Annotated in this window: 8 protein-coding genes; 3 read left to right on the forward strand and 5 right to left on the reverse strand. The window is 57.1% G+C overall.

From position 1 onward, the window contains the following. Positions 1 to 32: 32 nt before the first annotated feature. Both M4951_RS20650 and M4951_RS20655 read right to left on the reverse strand, forming a co-directional pair. A complete protein-coding gene (locus M4951_RS20650) occupies positions 33 to 719 on the reverse strand; it encodes a CerR family C-terminal domain-containing protein (RefSeq protein ID WP_262023520.1) in 687 nt (228 codons plus the stop codon). Between the two features lie 174 nt (positions 720 to 893). After that, the gene (locus M4951_RS20655) at positions 894 to 2180 is read right to left on the reverse strand and encodes a PQQ-binding-like beta-propeller repeat protein (RefSeq protein WP_262023521.1); all 1287 of its coding nucleotides are present in this window, start codon (positions 2178 to 2180) and stop codon (positions 894 to 896) included. Between the two features lie 209 nt (positions 2181 to 2389). On the opposite strand from M4951_RS20655, the gene M4951_RS20660 reads away from it, so the two are divergent. Then, complete coding sequence (locus M4951_RS20660; protein ID WP_262023522.1) at positions 2390 to 5977, forward strand: PVC-type heme-binding CxxCH protein; 3588 nt, start codon at positions 2390 to 2392, stop codon at positions 5975 to 5977. Between the two features lie 212 nt (positions 5978 to 6189). Continuing rightward, a complete protein-coding gene (locus tag M4951_RS20665) occupies positions 6190 to 7005 on the forward strand; it encodes a transglutaminase-like domain-containing protein (RefSeq protein ID WP_262023523.1) in 816 nt (271 codons plus the stop codon). 5 nt (positions 7006 to 7010) lie between these two features. Here M4951_RS20665 and M4951_RS20670 read toward each other — a convergent pair whose 3' ends face one another. After that, positions 7011 to 8642, reverse strand: coding sequence for an alpha/beta hydrolase (locus tag M4951_RS20670; protein WP_262023524.1), 1632 nt, complete (start codon positions 8640 to 8642; stop codon positions 7011 to 7013). A 311-nt stretch (positions 8643 to 8953) separates the two neighbouring features. On the opposite strand from M4951_RS20670, the gene M4951_RS20675 reads away from it, so the two are divergent. Continuing rightward, positions 8954 to 17212, forward strand: coding sequence for a tetratricopeptide repeat protein (locus M4951_RS20675; RefSeq protein WP_262023525.1), 8259 nt, complete (start codon positions 8954 to 8956; stop codon positions 17210 to 17212). Between the two features lie 16 nt (positions 17213 to 17228). Here the strand turns inward: M4951_RS20675 and M4951_RS20680 are convergent, their stop codons facing one another. Continuing rightward, complete coding sequence (locus M4951_RS20680; protein ID WP_262023526.1) at positions 17229 to 18371, reverse strand: hypothetical protein; 1143 nt, start codon at positions 18369 to 18371, stop codon at positions 17229 to 17231. After that, positions 18358 to 18870, reverse strand: coding sequence for an anti-sigma factor family protein (locus M4951_RS20685; RefSeq protein ID WP_262023527.1), 513 nt, complete (start codon positions 18868 to 18870; stop codon positions 18358 to 18360). Before M4951_RS20685 ends, M4951_RS20680 begins: the two co-directional genes overlap by 14 nt. Positions 18871 to 18875 lie beyond the last annotated feature (5 nt).

Genomic DNA, 18875 nt, shown 5'->3' on the forward strand with positions numbered 1-18875 from the left:
TGCTTATTGATGAAGCTGACTTTTCACTCATCTCAGTGGTTTCCCTTTACGCTTTTTACCGCCGAATCAAGCGCTAACGCCTGACTTTCAAGCGGCGAGTCCCATCCGCCATGTTGTAGCGCGGCGAGGACAAATCGGTAGATATATTCCGCCAAATCTTCCGTGCCAAAATGTTCATCCAGCATCTCCTGCGGCACCAACATGTGCAGCACTGGTTGGTTGAACCGATAAAACAAACATTGGCCAATCAAGCTGAACGCAAGTTGATGCAGGCGAAACTCCTGCACGCTAGGACCAACGATCTCTTGCAGGATTGAAACGAGCTGCTTGTGATGGGGTCGAAAAAACTCTTCCACAAGCTCCTCCACTACTCCAGTTGGCTGAGAAAACTCACGCATCATCAGCCGATGACACGCGCTGGTGTCGGTCTTCGATCGCATTCGCAATAACGAAACGCGTATGAAGTCGCGCAGGCGTGACTCGGGGCTCTCGTTGGCTTCCCATTTCGGCATTGGGTACGCATCGTGCGCGCTGATGTGCGCTTGCTTGAACACTGCCGAATAAAGCTTCTTCTTGTCACCAAAGTAGTAATTCACGGCCGCCAGGTTCACGCCGGCTTTCGCGCAAATATCGCGAATCGTCGCCGCACGAAATCCCTTTTCAGAGAACTCTTCGAGCGCCGCGGCTAAGATCTTGTTGGCTGGGTCGTCGTTTCCCACTGACTGGCTCCGCTAGTGATATCCTTACTAAGTAAAACAAGCGTATGAAACAATTGTTTCAATAAAAACAGCAACTGGGCAAGATTTACCGATTTTTCCCCATAAGAACGAAAAAAGGCCCGGATAAACCGGGCCTTTTTCGTTGAACGAGCCGTAAAACGTGTCAAATTGACATCATTTTTGAGTCAAATCGTAGATCATCAACTTGTCTTGTTCTCGCAAGTACAGCTTGCCATCCACGACGACTGGGTGGGCCCAGCTTTCCCGTTCTTGGTATTCCGGCATGAACTTCCCTTTCAGGATGTACTGCTTCGGGCTCGCTTCAACCAAGGCCAACTCGCCCGACTGATAACGGAAGATGAAATTGCCATCGGCATACAGAACGGCCGCCGAGCCTTTTCCTTCGCCGCGCTTGTCTCCGCCCCATTGCACTTCGCCGGTCTTCATCTCAATACAGATCGGGAATCCTTCGTTGTGCTTGGTGCCGGCGTAGATGTAATCGCCCAGTTTGACCATGCCGCCGTGATGGTTTTGGAAGGTCTTCGGCTCCAGGAAGTAGACTTCCTCGGCATCGACGCCGTCACGAGTTTTCGACAATTTCACCAGGGCTGCGCCCGTTTGATAACCGGACGACGCAAAGACATAGTCGCCGTCGACGATCGGGGTCGGGATGACCGCCACGTCGTTGGCGACCAGATTGTAGTTGTACAAAAACTTGCCATCTTTGGCTCGCACGGCGACCAAACCTTTGCCGGTCATCTGCACATACTGCTTTACGCCGGCGCCGTTGCCGATCACGATCGAAGAGTAGCCGGCTTCTCCTTTCCCTTTGTCTCCGAGCTTGGCGTCCTTGGTCGCCCAGACTTCTTTGCCCGTCTTTTTGTTGAGCGCGAGCATCAATGCTTGTTCCGAACCAGGCGTGCAAATCAGCAAATTGCCGTCAACCAACGGCGATTCGGCGAATCCCCAGTTCGGTCGCTTGGCCCCGTATTCTTTCTCAAAGCTTCGCTTCCAGACCACCTTGCCGCTCTTGCGATCTAGGCAAGCGACCGTACCATCCGAAAGAACCACGTACAAATCATCGCCGTCAATCGTCGGGGTCGAGCGCGATCCGCCGTAGCCATGTTTTGGAATCTCTTCGGTGACCGGGGTTTTCCAGGCTACTTGATTGGTCGCCAGATCCACCGCGACCACTCCTTGCCCCTCGTCAAAGTTGCCGGTGGTGTACAGCATCCCATCCACGATCGAAACGCTGGCGTAGCCCCCGCCGAGGCCTTCGACCATACCAAGCAATTTTGGCGGTTGTGCGTCCCAGTCCTTTAGTAGGCCGGTCGAAGTCGATTTGCCTTCACGATGAGGACCGCGCCACTGCAGCCAATTGGCGTCATCCGGTTTCGCCGCGATTGCAGAGGAACCAAGGATCGCCACTGCGGCGAAAGCAATTATGTGTACGTATTTCATGCAAGATCTCCCAGCAGGCAGGGGGTTGGCGCCAAACAGGCGGGAATGTTCCGATTGTGTCGAAAAATCATAGGCGATGTGAGTCTAAGCGGCGGCTAAGCAGATGGCAAGCTTGGCTGAATGGAGCACGCTCTGTGAAAAACCTTCAGGCAGTGTGATTTTTTCACGGTTGCATCTCGATCCAGCCCCCTAAACAATCGAACAATGCCATGCCAAGTTCCCCTCTCTCCTCCCGATCGGTCGTCATGCTCCCTCATTTACGACATCTGTTGCTAGTCATTCTAGCCGCTCTCGCCCCTTCGATTCTGTTGGCTGACGAACCGTTCATTCCTCGCCGGCAAGCGACGATACCCGGTCCGGCGCTTGCGCCGACGGATGCCGCCGCCAAGATGACGGTTCCTCCTGGTTTCACGGTCGAAGTTGTCGCCGCCGAGCCTGACCTGATCAATCCGGTCGCGATGGCGTTTGACGATCAGGGGCGGATTTGGGTCACCGAGTCGCTCGAATATCCGCGCCACGAGCCGGGTCCAGGTCGCGATCGCATCAAAGTGCTGGAAGATACCGACCACGATGGCCGCGTCGACAAAACGACGATCTTCGCCGACGGCTTGAATATCCCCTCGGGCATCGCAGTCGGCTTTGGAGGAGTCTGGGTCGCCAACGCGCCTGACCTGCTCTTCTTTGAAGATACCGATGGCGATTTGAAAGCCGACAAAAAGCATGTGGTCGTCACCGGCTTTGGACGATCCGACACGCATGAACTTCCCAATTCCCTGACTTGGGGCCCCGACGGCGCTCTCTACGGACTGAACGGCGTCTTCAATCCATCGCATATTACCCAGCATGGAAAAACGTTCGACTTCACCTGTACGATGTTTCGTATCGATCCCCGCACCGAAGAGTTTTCCCTCTTCTGCGAAGGGACCAGCAATCCCTGGGGAATTGCGTTCGATCCCGAGGGGAGCGCGTTCATTAGCGCCTGCGTGATCGATCATCTGTGGCATCTGACCGAAACCGGCTACTACCATCGCCAAGGCGGCCCTTACCCTCCACACACGTGGAAGATCGGATCAATCGTCCAGCACAAACATCAGATGGCCGCCTATTGCGGCATCGAATATTTTGACAGCGACGCCTATCCGGCCGAATACCGCGATCGCTTGTACATGGGGAATATCCACGGCAATTGCATCAACGTTGACGAAGTAACCCGCGACGGCTCGACCTATTTCGGCAAGCCTCATCCCGACTTTGTCACCTCCAACGACGTCTGGCACATGCCGGTCGATCAGAAGATCGGCCCCGACGGTTGTCTCTACGTTCTCGACTGGTACGACCGCTTCCACTGCTATCAAGACGCGATGGCTCACCCGGCTAAAGTCGATCGCTTGAAGGGGCGGCTCTATCGAATTCGGTACGAAGAAACTCCTCGCGCGGCGCCCTTTAATCTAGGGCAGGAAACCGACGCGCAACTGATCGAGCGACTCCATAGCGGCAATCGCTTCTATCGCGACCGAGCCCAGCGACTATTGAGCGAACGAAGTGAGCCTGCGACGATGGCGCAACTGGCCAAGCTGGTCCAAAACGAATCGGCGCCGCGCAAAACTCGCTTGCATGCTGTGTGGGCGATCGCCGGCGGCCAAGAGCCGTCGGAAAAATTCGTGACGTCGCTCCTTGCTGACAACGACTCCACTTTTCGCGCGTGGGGCGTGCGCATCGCCGGCAATCGGAGAAAAATTTCGCCTGCACTCGCCGCCAAGATAGTCGCCATGACGGCGGACAACAGTCCTGACGTTTTGCTGCAAATTGCGATCGCCGCCGGCAAGATCGAGCAAGTTCCGACCGTCCCCACACTTGCCGCAGTGCTGGCCAGCGCCGGCGAGGACAAACTGATCCCGCAGATCGTGTGGCAAAACCTGCACCCACGCCTTGAAACCGACAGCGGACAACTTTTCGCGCTTCTGGATGATCCCAAGTTCGCCAACAATCCGTACGTCGCCGCGCTGCTCCCGCGGATCATTGATCGCATTCTGGCCGCTCCCAAGGTCGATACCGACAGTATCGTCAAGCTGGTAAAATTGGTCGCAGAGACGCCGGCGTTGCGTCCGGCTCTCGGCAACTCGTTGGCGACGCTCACCGCGCGCGTTCAATCGGGCGAAATCTCTGGTGATCGCCTTCTCAAGATGCGCTCGCTGTTGGAGCCGGTCATCCAGCCGATCCTGGCCGCTGGCGAGCAGAATCCATCCTACTTTGACGCCGCATTGCTGGCGGTTACTTGGAAAAACGCCGACGCCCAAGCAGCGGTTCGCTCGGTCTATCAAGATAAAGCGGCGCCTGCCGCGAAGCGTTCGGCCGCTTTGGCGGCGCTGGTCGCCTTTGGTGACGATCAGATCGTTTCCGCCGTGCGCGCGGTGCTGGTCGCCCCACAACAGGCGTCTCGGCAACTGCAAGCCGATTCGATTGCCGCATTAGGGCGACTCGATCAGCCGCAGGTCGCCGCCATGTTGCTCTCAATCTATCCGCAACTAGCGTCGGATCTTCAACCCAAGGCGCTGGAACTGCTGACGCAGCGCGTCGCTTGGAGCGAACAACTGCTCAACGCCGTCGCCGCCGAAAAAATCTCGAAAGACGCGCTGAACATCAACCAAGTTCGCAAGTTGCAAGAGAGCCCTGACAGCAAGGTGGTCGCCACCGCAATCAAATTGTGGGGACAAGTCCGTACGCAGCGCAATCCTGAGCGGGAACTGGTCATCGCCGACATGCGCCATTTGGTCCACGGACGTGATGGCGATCCGCATGCTGGCGCCGTCGCGTTTCAAAAACTATGCGGTCAATGTCACAAGATCTATGGACAAGGGCAGGAAGTGGGGCCGGATATTACGACCAACGGTCGCGGTTCGTTCGAGCAACTCCTCTCCAGCGTTTTCGATCCCAGCCTGGTGATCGGTCCTGACTATCAAGGCCGCATGGTGCTCACGGCTGACGGCCGCACGCTGACCGGATTGCTGGTCGAAGACAACGACCAGCGCGTCGTTCTCAAGCTACAGGGAGGAAAACTCGAAACGATTCCGCGGGATGACGTCGACGCAATTCGCATTAGCAAGTTGTCGCTAATGCCGGAGGGAGTCGAGAAGCAACTGAGCGAACAAGAGCTGATCGATCTGTTCGCCTATCTTTCGCTGACCCGACCTCCCGGCGATCCGCAGGCCGAATATATCCCCGGCGCCGAGCGAATCGATGTCGACCGCTTGCACCTGCCTGCGACATTGGTGAACCAATTGGCGACCGCCGATCTATCGAGCAATACGACCGAGATCGGCAAAGGAGCCCGCGGCGCCGTGACCGATCTGGTCTATCTGCCGGCGAAAAACGGCTACCTACGCGACTCGCAGTGGCACGAAGTCGGCGTCGGCGGCGGCGCCGATCTGGGCGTCGTGTCTGAAGCGGAACCGATCTTCTATCAGGCCGAGTGGAAGTCGCCGATCGCGATCAATCTGATCACGCTCTCCGGCGTCTATCCAAATCAGCCGCAATCGCAAACCGCATGGAAAATCGAAGTCCGCAGCGGCGACCAGTGGCGTTTGCTCGATCGCGGAGTCGGCGATTGGTACGACAACGGACGCTACGTCTGGGGAGCTCCCGGATCGGCCGAAACGACGATCGACGGGTTTCGCGTCAGCTTGTACAGTCCGGACGAAAAAACGCCGATTCGCAGCGTCCATTTCCGTGGCGAACCCGGCGTTTCCTGGTTCGTCGGCGCGGCTCCGGCTGATGTACTGATCGTGACCGCAGACTAAAATCCGGCGGGGGTCCATCTTCAACCAGAGAGATTTTTGCACTCGATTTTTCGAGCTTCTCCAACGTATCTAGGAATCGCACCAGAATTTCGGCGAAAGTCCAGCCGTGAACGTTACAATGCGCCGCAAGGCGATACTCCGGGCGTCGGCGGGTCGATTTGTAGGTACAAATTGCGCGTCGGTCGCACTGCATTGTTAACCAATGGCAACCCATGCTGATCCAAGTTGGCTACGAGATCGCTTTTGAATCGCCGCAACCTGCGCCGATGTTGACGATGCTCTATCTGCATCCGTCGCGCGAGATGACGACGAAGCAGCCGGATCGTCTGGTCGTGACTCCTCGCGTACCGATCTTCGAATATTACGATCTCTTCGGCAATCGTTGCGGTCGTCTGGTTGCGCCGGCAGGTCGGATCGTGTTTCGCAATCAAGCGTTAGTCGAAGATTGCGGCTTGCCCGATCTGCAAGCTCCTCAGGCGATGCAAGCGCAAGTCCAAGACTTACCGTCCGACGTGCTGCTGTATCTGCTGGCCAGTCGCTACTGCGAAGTCGATAGTGAGTTGAAAGATCTCGCCTGGTCGCTATTTGGCGCGACGCCGCCCGGATGGTCGCGCGTGCAGGCGATTTGCGATTTTGTGCATAACCACATTCGTTTCGACTATTCGCAGGCGCGGGCAAATCGCACCGCCTTAGAAGCGTATCGCGAGCGAGTCGGCGTTTGCCGCGACTATATGCATCTGGCCGTCACTTTTTGCCGCAACTGCAACATTCCAGCTCGCTACTGCACCGGTTATCTCGGCGATATCGGCGTCCCTCCCAACGCAGCGCCGATGGACTTTAGCGCCTGGTTCGAGGTCTATCTCGGCGGTCAGTGGTACGCGTTCGATGCGCGAAACAATATTCCACGCATTGGTCGCGTCCTGATGGCCCGCGGTCGAGATGCGGCCGATGTCGCGTTGACCACGACTTTCGGTACGAATGAACTGAAATCGTTTCGCGTTTGGGCGGACGACGTCACTGGAACCTGATCCGCCTACCGCGGAACGGTTCCGCCAGCATTCGCGACTCCCCGATTTGCTGGATTGAATACCCAGTACATGCCGCCGGGCCCCGAGGCCGATTGCAGCCATTGCCGTTGCGAGGCCGGCGTCGGTTGATGCAATAGCGTAAAGATATCGCAGATGATCGAGTCATTGTCGCCGTAATAGGCGTGCCCGATCAAGCTGGTGTCGATCGCCGAAACGTCGATCGTATCGACTCCCTGTACGATCACGATCTCGGGGCGGACATCGCCGGCGCGCGGATAGCCGTTTACATTTTTCGACGCTAACAGCGCCAAGTCGTTGGACGAAGCGTAAAGCGTAACTTGCTTCGAGGCCCGCACAATCTGCGGCGCGATCTCATCGCGAAAGACAGTCGCATCCACATCGGGCGCCGCTAGCACCACTTGATTGAAGAGCTTCGTTTCGTCTTTCATTTCCGCGGCGATCTCTTCCAGCGCCGTCCCCATCGCGCGATTTCCCATGCTGTGGGCGATCAGATTGATCGATTCGGCGTTGCTTTGCTGGGCGACCTTCAACAGGAACTCTTTCAGGTGCGAGACCGTCCAGAGCGAGTTATCGCGATCGGTCGTGTAACCAAACAAATCGGCCTGCGAAGGCCAACTGTAGAACATCGGAACGCCGGTAAATTTCAGGTCGTACGCCATCTGGGCGGTCCGTCGGGCGGCATCTTCAAACGAGACATTGAATCCATGCACGAAGATCAAGACTTCATGACGCGGCGACTGGGCGACTTTCTCGCGAAGATCCGCGAAGAACGCTTCTTCTTCCTTCGAGAGGACATCCAGCAGCACCACATGCTTCTCGGGGCGCTCGGTCAATTCCAACCGCAACAACGACGGACCTTCTAACTGGCCGACCTCGTGCACCTCCGGAATGCTGATATGACAAGCGCCAAACTGTAACTCGCCGCGGCCTCCGCTAAACATTTCACTGCCGCTGGCCAGCGCCCGTAGTTCTTTTTGATAATCGAGACCGGCGTCGCGAGCGAGAAACAGCCCTAGGCAAACGCCGACAATCGCTAGCACTCCGCCCATGCGCGCCATTTGGTATTTCCACATCACGCCAAAGAGCACCAGGCCACCCAGCGCAACACCAATCGCCGGATAAAAGTGTCCCAGAATACCGCTGGAGCCTAATAGATCACGATCGGTGCCGTAAAGCACTTCGACCACTTCATAGCCCGGCGTCGCGTCCGGCAGACTCTCGGGGATCATCATGGGGGCCGCCATCATCGACTGCGGCGCGATCGCTTCGTTGGGCGTCGTCATCTCAGGCGGACGAGCCGCTAGATCCTCCGGCGCAACCATCATTCTTGCCCGCGGAGCCGTCTCGGCTGTGGATCGCATCATCATGGGGGCTGTGCGCACTTCGGCGGGCGCTTCGGCAGGCGCGACCATCATCTCGCGCGGCAGTTCCACCTCGGCCGGTTCGATCACCGGAGGCGCCGCCTGATTGGGGGCCGGCATAGACGCCGACTCTTCCGGCGCCTGCGCCATTGGAGCTTCATCGGAACGCTGTTTCGACGAGTCGAGAGTCAATGTCGTCAGCGCCGACACGCCGAGAACGGTTGCACCGATTGCCGCAATAATCCGTCGATTCATGACGCTCCGTTCCTTCATCACTACTTCACTGGACGTGCTCTTGAAGAGACGTCGGGGGCGTGGATCATAGAATCTTCCCCCTCCCCCGGCCAGATGAATTAGGAGGTTTCGCCGGTTGGTTTGTAACGCCAAATCTAGTCAATACTTAGCTCGCAAAGCGATTCTCGCCCGCGGGTGGCGAATTGCTGGGACAAATTGGCAAATTCGACTACGATCAAAAAACTGCTGCTGCCCCACGCTCGTCTCAATGGGCGGAACCACTTTTCTCCCCAGACCGATGCGCCTCGCTCGCCGCGCCCAGGAATCTCATCATGCAACGCCGGATTCTTCGCTCTGCTCTTTGGTTGCTCCTCTTCTCTCCTGCGATTCTCTTCGCCCAAGAGAACGCTGATGCAAACAAACCGGCAGACGCGGCCCCAGAAGCGGAAACCGGACCCGCCGCGCAATCGAGCCTGTTGTCAGTTCCCAAACCGGTTCGCGAAGCGATGCAAGATCGCGACTACGACCGTGCGATCGCCGCCATCGACAAGGCGATCGCCGAAAAGCAAGGAGATCCGGCGTACCTGACCTATCTGAAGGGTCGAGCCTATTTCTTCGCAAAGAAGTACAAAGAATCGATTGCGGTGATGACCGAATTGACCAAGCGCTATCCCGATAGCGATTGGATACGGAAGGCCCGCTTTGCGATCGGCGTCGCCTATGCGCGTGCCGGAGACTATCGCGCCGCCGAACTCGCTTACCAGGCCGAAGCCGAATATCTGATCTCGCTCCAGCGAAAAGAAGAGATCGCCGCGATCTATTTAGAGTTCGCCGACGCCTTCTTTACTCCCCCCGCGGACGGCAAGCATCCAGACTATCAACGTGCGCTTGCGTTCTATCAAAAAGCGGCTGAGATCGGCCCGCTGCGCGAAACCAATACCCGTATCCAACTGCAAATCGCCCGCTGCTACAAACAGCTGAACAACCCCGGTCAGGCGATTCAACTCTACCAGGCCTTTATCAAAGCGAATGACGATGACGTGCTGCTTTTGCCGGCTCGCTACGAACTAGGCGAAGCCTATCTGCAGGCCGGCAATCGAGTCGAAGCGCGGCGCAGTTGGGAAGATCTACTTTCGTTGCACGGCACATCCAAGTCCAAACTTATTCCGCTCGCCGCTTTCCGCCTGTCCGAGACCTATGGAATCCCGAATCCCGGCAACAAAGATGACCGGGAACTGGGAGTCGCGTCGCTGAAGAAGTTTTTGGCGACCTATCCCGATCATGAGAAAGTCGCATCCGCCCATTTGCGAATCGTGCAAAGCTTTCTAAATCAAGGGCGAACCGAAGATGCGCTCGCTGCGGTCGACAACTTCTTACAGCAGGAAGATCTGGCGAAAAGCGACGAATATGCATCTGCCCAATATCTCAAGGGTCTCGCCCTGGCTCGGCAAAAGAAGTTTGACGATGCGATCGTCGCTTGGCGGACTTATCTGCAACAGCATCCCACACACGGCCACTGGAGCGAAGCGCAGCGTCAAATTATCAACGCCGAATACGCGAAAGGACTCGACGCGCTGGAGCGTGAAGATTATGACGCCGCCCGAGCCGCTTGGGGTGAATTCCTAGTGAAGTACCCGATCGACGAGCGGAATCGCTCGATCCAAAACAGCTTTGCCGAGATGCTCTTCGCCCAAAAGAAGTATGAAGAAGCGATCGCCGCCTGGCGCCAGGTCGTCTCGAAGTACCCGCAGACCGAGGAAGCTTCGATCGCTCAGTATCGCGTCGCACAAACGCTGGCCGAAAATCTAAATCGCCTGGCCGATGCGATGGTCGAATACAAAAAGTTGACCTGGGGTTCGCACGCCGGCTCCGCTCAGCAGCAAATTGCGCTGTTGTCGAACAAATCGCTTTCGATCAGCACCATGCGCGTTTATCGCAGCAACGAAACTCCCCGCATCGGCCTGAAGACGCGCAATCTAGAGTCGGTCAATGTGCAGATTTACAAGGTCGATCTTGAGACCTACTTCCGCAAGATGCACCTGGCGACCGGCGTCGAATCGCTGGACATCGCGCTGATCGATCCCGATTCGCAGTTTGAGCATCAAGTGGCCGACTATGAAAAATACCGTCTATTTTCCCAGAATGTCGATGTTCCGCTGCCAGGCGAGAACGAGATCAAAGCCGGCGTGATGGCGATCACCGTCAGCGGCAAGACCCAAGAATCGACCACGTTGGTGCTGCAGAGCGATCTCGACATGATCGTGAAAAGCTCGCGAGACGAGGTCTTTATTTTCACCCAAAACATGCGGACCGGCAAACCTTGGCCCGGCGTCAAGTTGCTTCTCTCCAACGGCAGCGAAGTCTTCGCCGAAGTCGAAACCGGCGCCGACGGCGTTTACCAGGCCGATCGCAAAGAGTTGCGTGATCCGGCCGATTTACGCGTCTTCGCCATCGCTGACGGCCATATCGCGTCGAGCGTCGTCAATCTGAACGGCCTAGGCGTCGCGCAAGGGATTGCTCGTGCTGGTTATCTCTATACCGATCGGCCCGCCTATCGTCCTGGCCAATTGGTTCACCTGAAAGGAATCATTCGCGACGCGATCAATGACATCTATGTCGTTCCAGCCCAGCGGGACTACAAGCTGGAGGTCTATGACGGCCGCAACCGGCTGGTGATGGAAGAAGAGGTCGAGCTGAACGACTATGGTTCGTTCCATTCGCACCTACTTCTGCCGACGGCGGCGGCGCTCGGCGACTACCGGATGGTCGTCTCTCACGACAAGGTTCGGTACGAAGGGGCGTTCGTCGTCCATGAATATCAGCTTCCTTCCGTCTTCTTGACGGTCGAGTCGGATCGCAATGTTTACTACCGCGGCGAAAAGATCACCGGCACGATCAAAGCGGCGTACTACTACGGGGCTCCCGTCTCCGGCGCCGAGATTTCCTATTCCCTCAACGGCGATCGAACGCTGACCGGCACAACCAACGATAAGGGAGAAGTGAAGTTCGAATTTGAAACGCGTGATTTCCGCCAATCGCAAACGCTCAACCTGGCGGTCCAGCTGCCGGCCCATTCGACCGCAACGCAACAACACTTTTTCCTCTCGGCCCAAGGATATACGATCGCCGCCAAGACGGTTCGCCCTGTCTACCTGGCCGGCGAAACGTTTGAAGTCGATGCGACGGTCAAAGACGCCGAAGGGAAACCGATCGCCAAAGACCTGACGCTGAAGGTCTTTCAATTGCTCGACGCCAAAGGGACGCGCGAAAAACAAGAAAAGCTGATCGAAGAGTTTCCGGTCACCAGCGACGAGAAAACCGGCGTCATCCGTAAAACGCTGCAGTTAGCCGACGGCGGCGACTATCGCGTTCGTCTGGAAGGAGTCGATCGCTTCGATAACGTTGTCTCAGGTCAGGTCGCGGTGAAGATTTCAGGCGATGAAGATTCGACCCGGCTCCGAATCCTGGCCGATCATCACACGCTGAAGTCGGGCGAAAAAGCGACCGTGAAAGTCCACTGGCGCGAACAACCGGCCCTGGCGCTGATGACGCTGGAAGGCGCCAAAATCTTGGAGTATCGCCTGGTTCAACTGAAACAAGGCGCCAACGAACTCGAGATCGCCGTCACTTCCAAACTGGCGCCCAATTTTCAAATGTCGTTGGCGGTGATGATCGATCCGACGAAGGAGCAACAGGACGAAGAAGCCCCGCTCCGTTTCCACACGGCGACTAGTCCCTTTACCGTGGAACGTGATCTTCAGATCGCGATGAAAATCGTGGGCGAAGGCCATAAGCCCGGCGACAAGGTCAAAGTCAATATCACCACCACCAACGCCGCCGGCCAACCGGTTCCGGCCGAGCTAAGTCTTGCGTTGGTCGAGAAAGCGCTCTACGAACGTTTCCCCGACCGAATCCCAGCGATTCAGCGCTTCTTCGGCGGCGTCGCACGCACGTTTGCGATGCGGACGACGGCGACGATCGAGTTCTGCTATCACCCGCAAACCAGTTCGATCGATCACTTATTGTTGGCCGAAGAAGAACGACTGGAAACGCTGGCCCGCGAAGCGGAAACCTTGTCGGAACTAGGCGATCGCGACTTTGACGGCATCGCCCTGAATAACCGCGACCGGGCAAGCGGCTTTTTTGACGCCCCCATCGTAGAAGCGGAAGCCCCCGCCAGCGGATCCATGTCAGGCAGTGGAGGCGCATTCGGCGGCGGCGGTTTCGGGGCTGCGGGTATGCCGCAGAATGGAGCCTATGGCGCCAACCTCTTTGGCAACTCAATTCCTGAGTTAAAAAACCAAACTCGCCAGCTCCAACAAATGGCTGGAAAGCCGCCAGCCGCGCCCCATGAATCGATGCAACTGTCTCGCCAACGCTTTGATCAAAAGGATGAAAAGAAACGTGCTCAACTATCCTACTCCGTCGAATCAGCGGCGATCGCCCTCGACGATGTTTTCAATCCCCAGCAACTGGCGCCGAGCGACTGGGCCGAACTTGGTTCTCGCCGAGAAATTCAACTGCTAGGAGTCGACGGGCGTTATTCCAATCTCAACTTCTCCGCCGAATTGGGCCAAAAATGGGACAGCAACATCGCCGGGGAACGACTGAAAAAAGCGGCCGCAAACGGTCAAAAAATCTTAGTCGGCATCCCTGCCCAAGAGACCGGTTTTTGGGATCCAGCTGTCATGACCGACAAACAAGGAAAGACAACCCTCGAAATCACTTTGCCCGAACGATCGACCGCGTGGTTGTTGAAATCACGCGGCGTGACGATCGATACGCTTGCTGGGGAAGCGGAAACCGAAATCGCGGTCAGCAAATCGCTGTTTGGCGAATTGAAAACCGCCGCGGCGTTTGTGGATGGAGATTCGGCCCAGATTCCGGTCACCGTTCACAATGATCTGCTCGACCAGGGAAGGATCACCGTCACCCTGAAGACGACAATCGGCGCCAAAACGCAAACCGAGACCAAAACGCTCGACGTGACCAAGAAGGGAATCTTCGACCTCGAATTCCCAATTCGTTTCGCGTTGCCTATCGCCGGCAAAGCAGATGGTGAGCCCGGCGCCAAAATCGAATTCTCGCTCCAGGTTTCCGCCGGCGAGACAGTCGATCAACAGTTAGCGATCGTGCCGCTATTGCCGGCCGGGATGCCGGTCTATGCGATCGCTTCCGGTACGTCGGCCAGCAGTACTTCCGCCTTCGTGCAGCGTCCGCAAAAAATGCCGTGGACCAGTCCGCGAATGCAGATCGTAATCGGTCCAACGGTCCAGCAGACGTTGCTCGACGCGCTCAACGCGAATCCCACGCTCAGACAACTCGAAAGCCAACGCTTCGCGGCCGGTATTGACTCCAACACCAGCGACCTGATGGCCGCGATCGCGCTGCAGCAACTGATGAGCAAAGGGCGCGACGCCGCGAACCCGCAGATGCAATCGTTGGACGAAACGATCCGCCGCCAACTGCGAGCCGTGACCGCCGCTCAAAAGGACGACGGGGCCTGGAATTGGGCAGGACCTTCCGGCGCTGGAAACGCCTACACTTCGTCCCGCGCCATGTGGAGTCTGACGTTGGCTCGCAACGCCGGCTATCGTGTCGACAACGGAGTGTTTGATCGCGGCCTGACTTATCTGAAAAACCAACTAACGCTATTAGCGGTGGGAGACTACGAAAGTCGCGTCATCCTCTTGCACGCGTTGACGGCGGCCGGCAACGAAGACTTTCCGCTGGCCAATCAGCTTTACCGCAACCGCAATTCGCTCTCAACGGCGGGGCTCACCTACTTGGCCCTTACCTTCGCCGAGATGAATCGCAAAGAGACCGCCGGCGAAATTATCGCGTTGGCGAAACAAAAACTGAACGGCGGCGGCGCCAAGCCGTTGTCGTGGAACTCGGCGGAAGTCGAGACCCGCGGACTGTATGCGTTGTGCTTGTACAAAATGGCGCCGCAGCAGGAAGAACTGCGAAAAGAAGTCGAGTGGTTGATGCAGCATCGCTGCGGTTCGCGCTGGACGCCAGAAAAAGCGGTTGGCCCCATTATGTTAGCCGTCTGCGGATACAACGCGACCAAGCAGTTAGCCGCCGACGCCTACGACTTGACCGTGATCGTGAATGACAAACCGCTGAAAACGTTGAAGTTTGACGCCAACTCGACGACGCAAACGCTCGAAGTTCCGGTCGAATCGCTGACGAATAAAGAAAAAGAGACCATACGTTTTGAACTGAATGGCCGCGGCGAATTCTCCTACGAATGCGTGCTGGCCGGTTTTGTCGCCGCCGACAAGCTGGAAAACACGGTCAAAGACTGGACGGTCCGCCGCTACTACACGCCGGCGCCGCTTGAGTTTGACGGTCGTCCAATCCCCAGTGGATTTGGCTTGCTAACTGGTGGCTATTCCAGCTTCCGCAATCACATGACGCAGCTTCCGGCCGCCAAAAAAGGGCACGTTACGCTCGAAATGTGGCGCAGCAGCGTCCCCAGCGGCTCGCGCGATCAACAACTGCCGTATCTGATCGCCTATGAGCCGCTCCCCTCCGGCGTTCGTGTCGATGAGAAATCGGTGACCGGACCGTTCGAGCGATTCGAGATCCAACCCGGCGGCATCTTGTTCTATCTCGGCGGCAATCGCGGCTTAGGTTCGATCCACTTCGATATCATCGGCTCGATCCCCGGCGACTATCAAGGTCTGCCGACCGTACTGCGCGACGCTTATCACCTGGATGATATGGTCGTCGCCAAATCGCAAACGCTAAAAGTTTTGCCGCTCGGAGGCAAGAGCGACGATAAATACCGCCTGACTCCGCTTGAACTGTATGAGTTGGGGCGGCTGAAGTTTGAAAAACATGACTTTGCCGGCGCTCATCAGAACTTGACCGAACTTTTCAGCAACTGGAATCTGCAGACCAACTACTTCCAGCAGACGATTCGCATGCTGCTCGACATTAGTCTCGAACAAAGCAATGCGGCCGAGGCCGTCCGCTACTTTGAGATCGTCATCGAGAAATATCCGGAGCTCGAGATTCCCTTCGCCAAGCTGATGAAGATCGGCAAAGCGTATCACGAAATCGGCGAGTATGAACGTAGCTACCTCGTCTATCGCGCCACGGTCCAAGCCAGCTTTATGGTCGAAAGTCAGGTCGCAGGCTTCCTGCAGGATCAAAACGAGTTTCTCCGCAGCGTCGAAGTAATGACTGCGCTGCTGCAAAACTCACCTCCAGAACCTTACGTCGCGACCGCCGATTACGCGCTCGCGCAACAAGTCTTCGCCAAGGCCCCAGAAGCGGCCCAAGATCCGCAATTGCGTGAAAAGCATATCAACCGCGTCACGCTTGTTCGGCGTTCGCTGGGGATGTTGGAGAATTTTCTGACCGCTCATCCTGAAGATCCGTCGGCCGATCAAGCCGCCTTCTCACTGGCGACCGGCCTGATTGAATTGGACGCCTACCAACAAGCGATTTCGGTCTGCGGCGACTACACGCGTCGCTATGACGACAGCAATTTCCTAAGCAGCTACTGGTACATCACCGGCTTCTGCCATTTTGCGTTGGGACAACACGAGAAAGCGCTCCAAATGTGCGAACAGGTCGCCCAGTACAAGCGCCCGGCGACCCTTTCCGGCAGCCGCCAATTGGCGGAGGAAAACAAATGGCGCGCCGTCTATATCATGGGGCAAATCCATCACGCCTTGGGTCAGGCCGCCGCGGCGATTACCGATTACGAAAAGGTGAAGGATCGCTTTGTCGACGCCGCCCAGTCGATCGACTACTTCCTGCACAAACAGATCGCGTTGGAAGATGTGACGACCTTCACGCCGGAAGAACCGGTCCAAGTGAAGCTTAATTTTCGCAACATCGCGGCGTGCGACGTCAACGTCTATCGCATCGACCTGATGAAGTTCGGACTGTTGCGGCGCAATTTGCAGCAGATTACGGCGATCAATCTGGCCGGAATTCGACCCTACCATGAAGAAAAAGTGGAGCTCGGAGACGGCAAAGATTATCGCGATCGGACGAAAGAACTGAAGTTGCCCCTCCAGGAAGAAGGCGCCTACTTGGTGGTTTGCCGTGGTGAAAACCTGCACGCCAGCGGATTGGTGTTGATCTCGCCGTTGAAGGTCGAAGTGCAGGAAGAAATCGAATCGGGCCGCGTTCGCGCGACGATTCGCAACGTCAAAACCGACGCCTACGTCGCCGATGTCCACGTCAAAGTGATCGGCTCCGCCAACAACGAGTTCACCTCAGGCGACACCGACCTCCGCGGCGTCTTCGTTGCCGACGGCATCCAAGGACGCTCCACAATCCTGGCCGAAGCCGAGGAGGGAGAATACGCGTTCTACCGTGGTGAAAAATCAATCGGCAATGTGCCGATGCCGGTTCCTTCCGCGCAGCCGCAAGCGCCCAACGCCAGTGGCGACGGCCAGCAACAGGGAGGTCAGCAGAGCGGCGGCAGTTCCAAAGCCAAGCTTAATGACGAACTGCTCCGCGGCATCCGCGCCGGTAACGGCATGATCCAGGAAGAGCAACGCAAGAACTTGGACAACTACTACCGCAACGATGTCAAAGAGGGGATTCAGAACTTCAAGTTCTAATCGTTTGGAGGAGGTTTTAAGTCGACTCCGCCTTCGCTTTCGGTTCGCCCGGCGGCTTGGCCGGCATCGGGGGACGATTCTCGTCACCCCGTTTGCGATCTCGTCCATCACGGCCATCGGGTCCGCGACCGCCTGGTCCGTTCCAATCACCGCGGCGACCTGGTCCATCGCCTCGCGGCGGCCCATCTCCACGCGGTCCGTCATCAAATCCTGGGGGGCCATCCCCTCGCTTGAAGCGATCTGGGGGACGTGGGCCTCCGGACGACCGACCAAAGAAACCGAACATCAGATGCCGCGAATACTCTTCGCGGAGTTCGCGTTCAAACGACTCTTTTGGCAGCGAAGCCAAATGACTGCGCCGTTCGGCGGGGAGCTTCTCAAAGTACTTTCGCACATCTTCTTCGCTGGCGTTTTCCAACATTTGCGAATGGAACGCTTTGAAAATTAACTGTCGCAACAGGTCGCGTTGTCCGTCAATCGGTAATTTTTCGAGCATCGACTTCGTTTGCGGAGTCAAATCGGCCGCCAGACGTTTGATGTCGTTGGGACCAGGCAAGGGCGCTTCGACTTGCGGCTCGAAGTTCATTTTCACCCAAACCCAAAAGAGACGGCGTTCGACCGGCATCTCCTCGAGTCGATGGCGCAGGCGAGAGTCTTCGCTGAACTGCGTCTCCATGTACTTTTCAATCGGCTCTTGATTCTGCTGCATAAAGTCGACCAACCAGGCCCAGATCTTGGGCATGTCTTGTTCGCTGGCTCCCCGCAGCGCATCTCGCATCATGCCAAACCGACGACGTCGCGACTCTTCTTCCAGCTCGGACTTGATCGTCGCAACTCGCTTTTCGATTGGTAGTTTCTCGATTTCGGCCCGTTTGACCGGGTCAAGCGTTTTTAGCCATTCGTAATAGCGGTTCATCACTTCGCGCAGCTCTTGGCCGTCATCGCGCGTTTCGAGCGCGGTATGAATTTCCTCGCAATGCTCGCGTCCCTCAGCCGAGAGCCGCTCCCAACGCTGCTGACTTGACAGCAGTTCGTCCTTCTCGGCCTGCGACATCTGCTCGATCCGCTGGCGGCGATCGGCCAGATCATCTCCGTAGGCGACGGCGGCGACGGTCAGCAGCAAACAGATTGGCGGAACGAGTCGCTTAAACGCCATCATCCACCTCCGAGACGAACAGGCCCTCACTGCGAAGGCGTTCCAGGAATTCGACTTCGTCCACTTTCTGGTAGCGGTCCATATTCTCGATCAGCGGCAATTCGGTCAGCAGTTCTTCGTTTTGGCGGGTTGCGGACTGGCTGATCCAGGCAAATCCAAACACGGCGGCGGCCAGCGCTGCGGCGCCGGTGATCGCAGCGATTCGCCAAGAGCGCGACTTTTGGCGGACTTGGATGGTTTCGAGCTCTTGCGATGCGGCGACCGAGATCATTTCGACCGTGGTATGCACAAACTGATCGCTCGCTTCGACCCGCGGCAGCGAATCGAGCATATCCCAGGCGCGCTCCAGCCGCTGCAATCGGAGCCGATAGTCGTAATCGTCGGCCAGACGGGCCTCGACGACGATTCGCTCGTCGTCAGAGAGCTCGCCGTCGAGATACGCGACCAGCTGCTGCTCGGCGTCTTCTACGGGAACCATGTTGTTGTCTTGCGGCGTACTCATAGGAC

The sequence above is a fragment of the Blastopirellula sp. J2-11 genome, from assembly GCF_024584705.1.
Taxonomy (GTDB): domain Bacteria; phylum Planctomycetota; class Planctomycetia; order Pirellulales; family Pirellulaceae; genus Blastopirellula.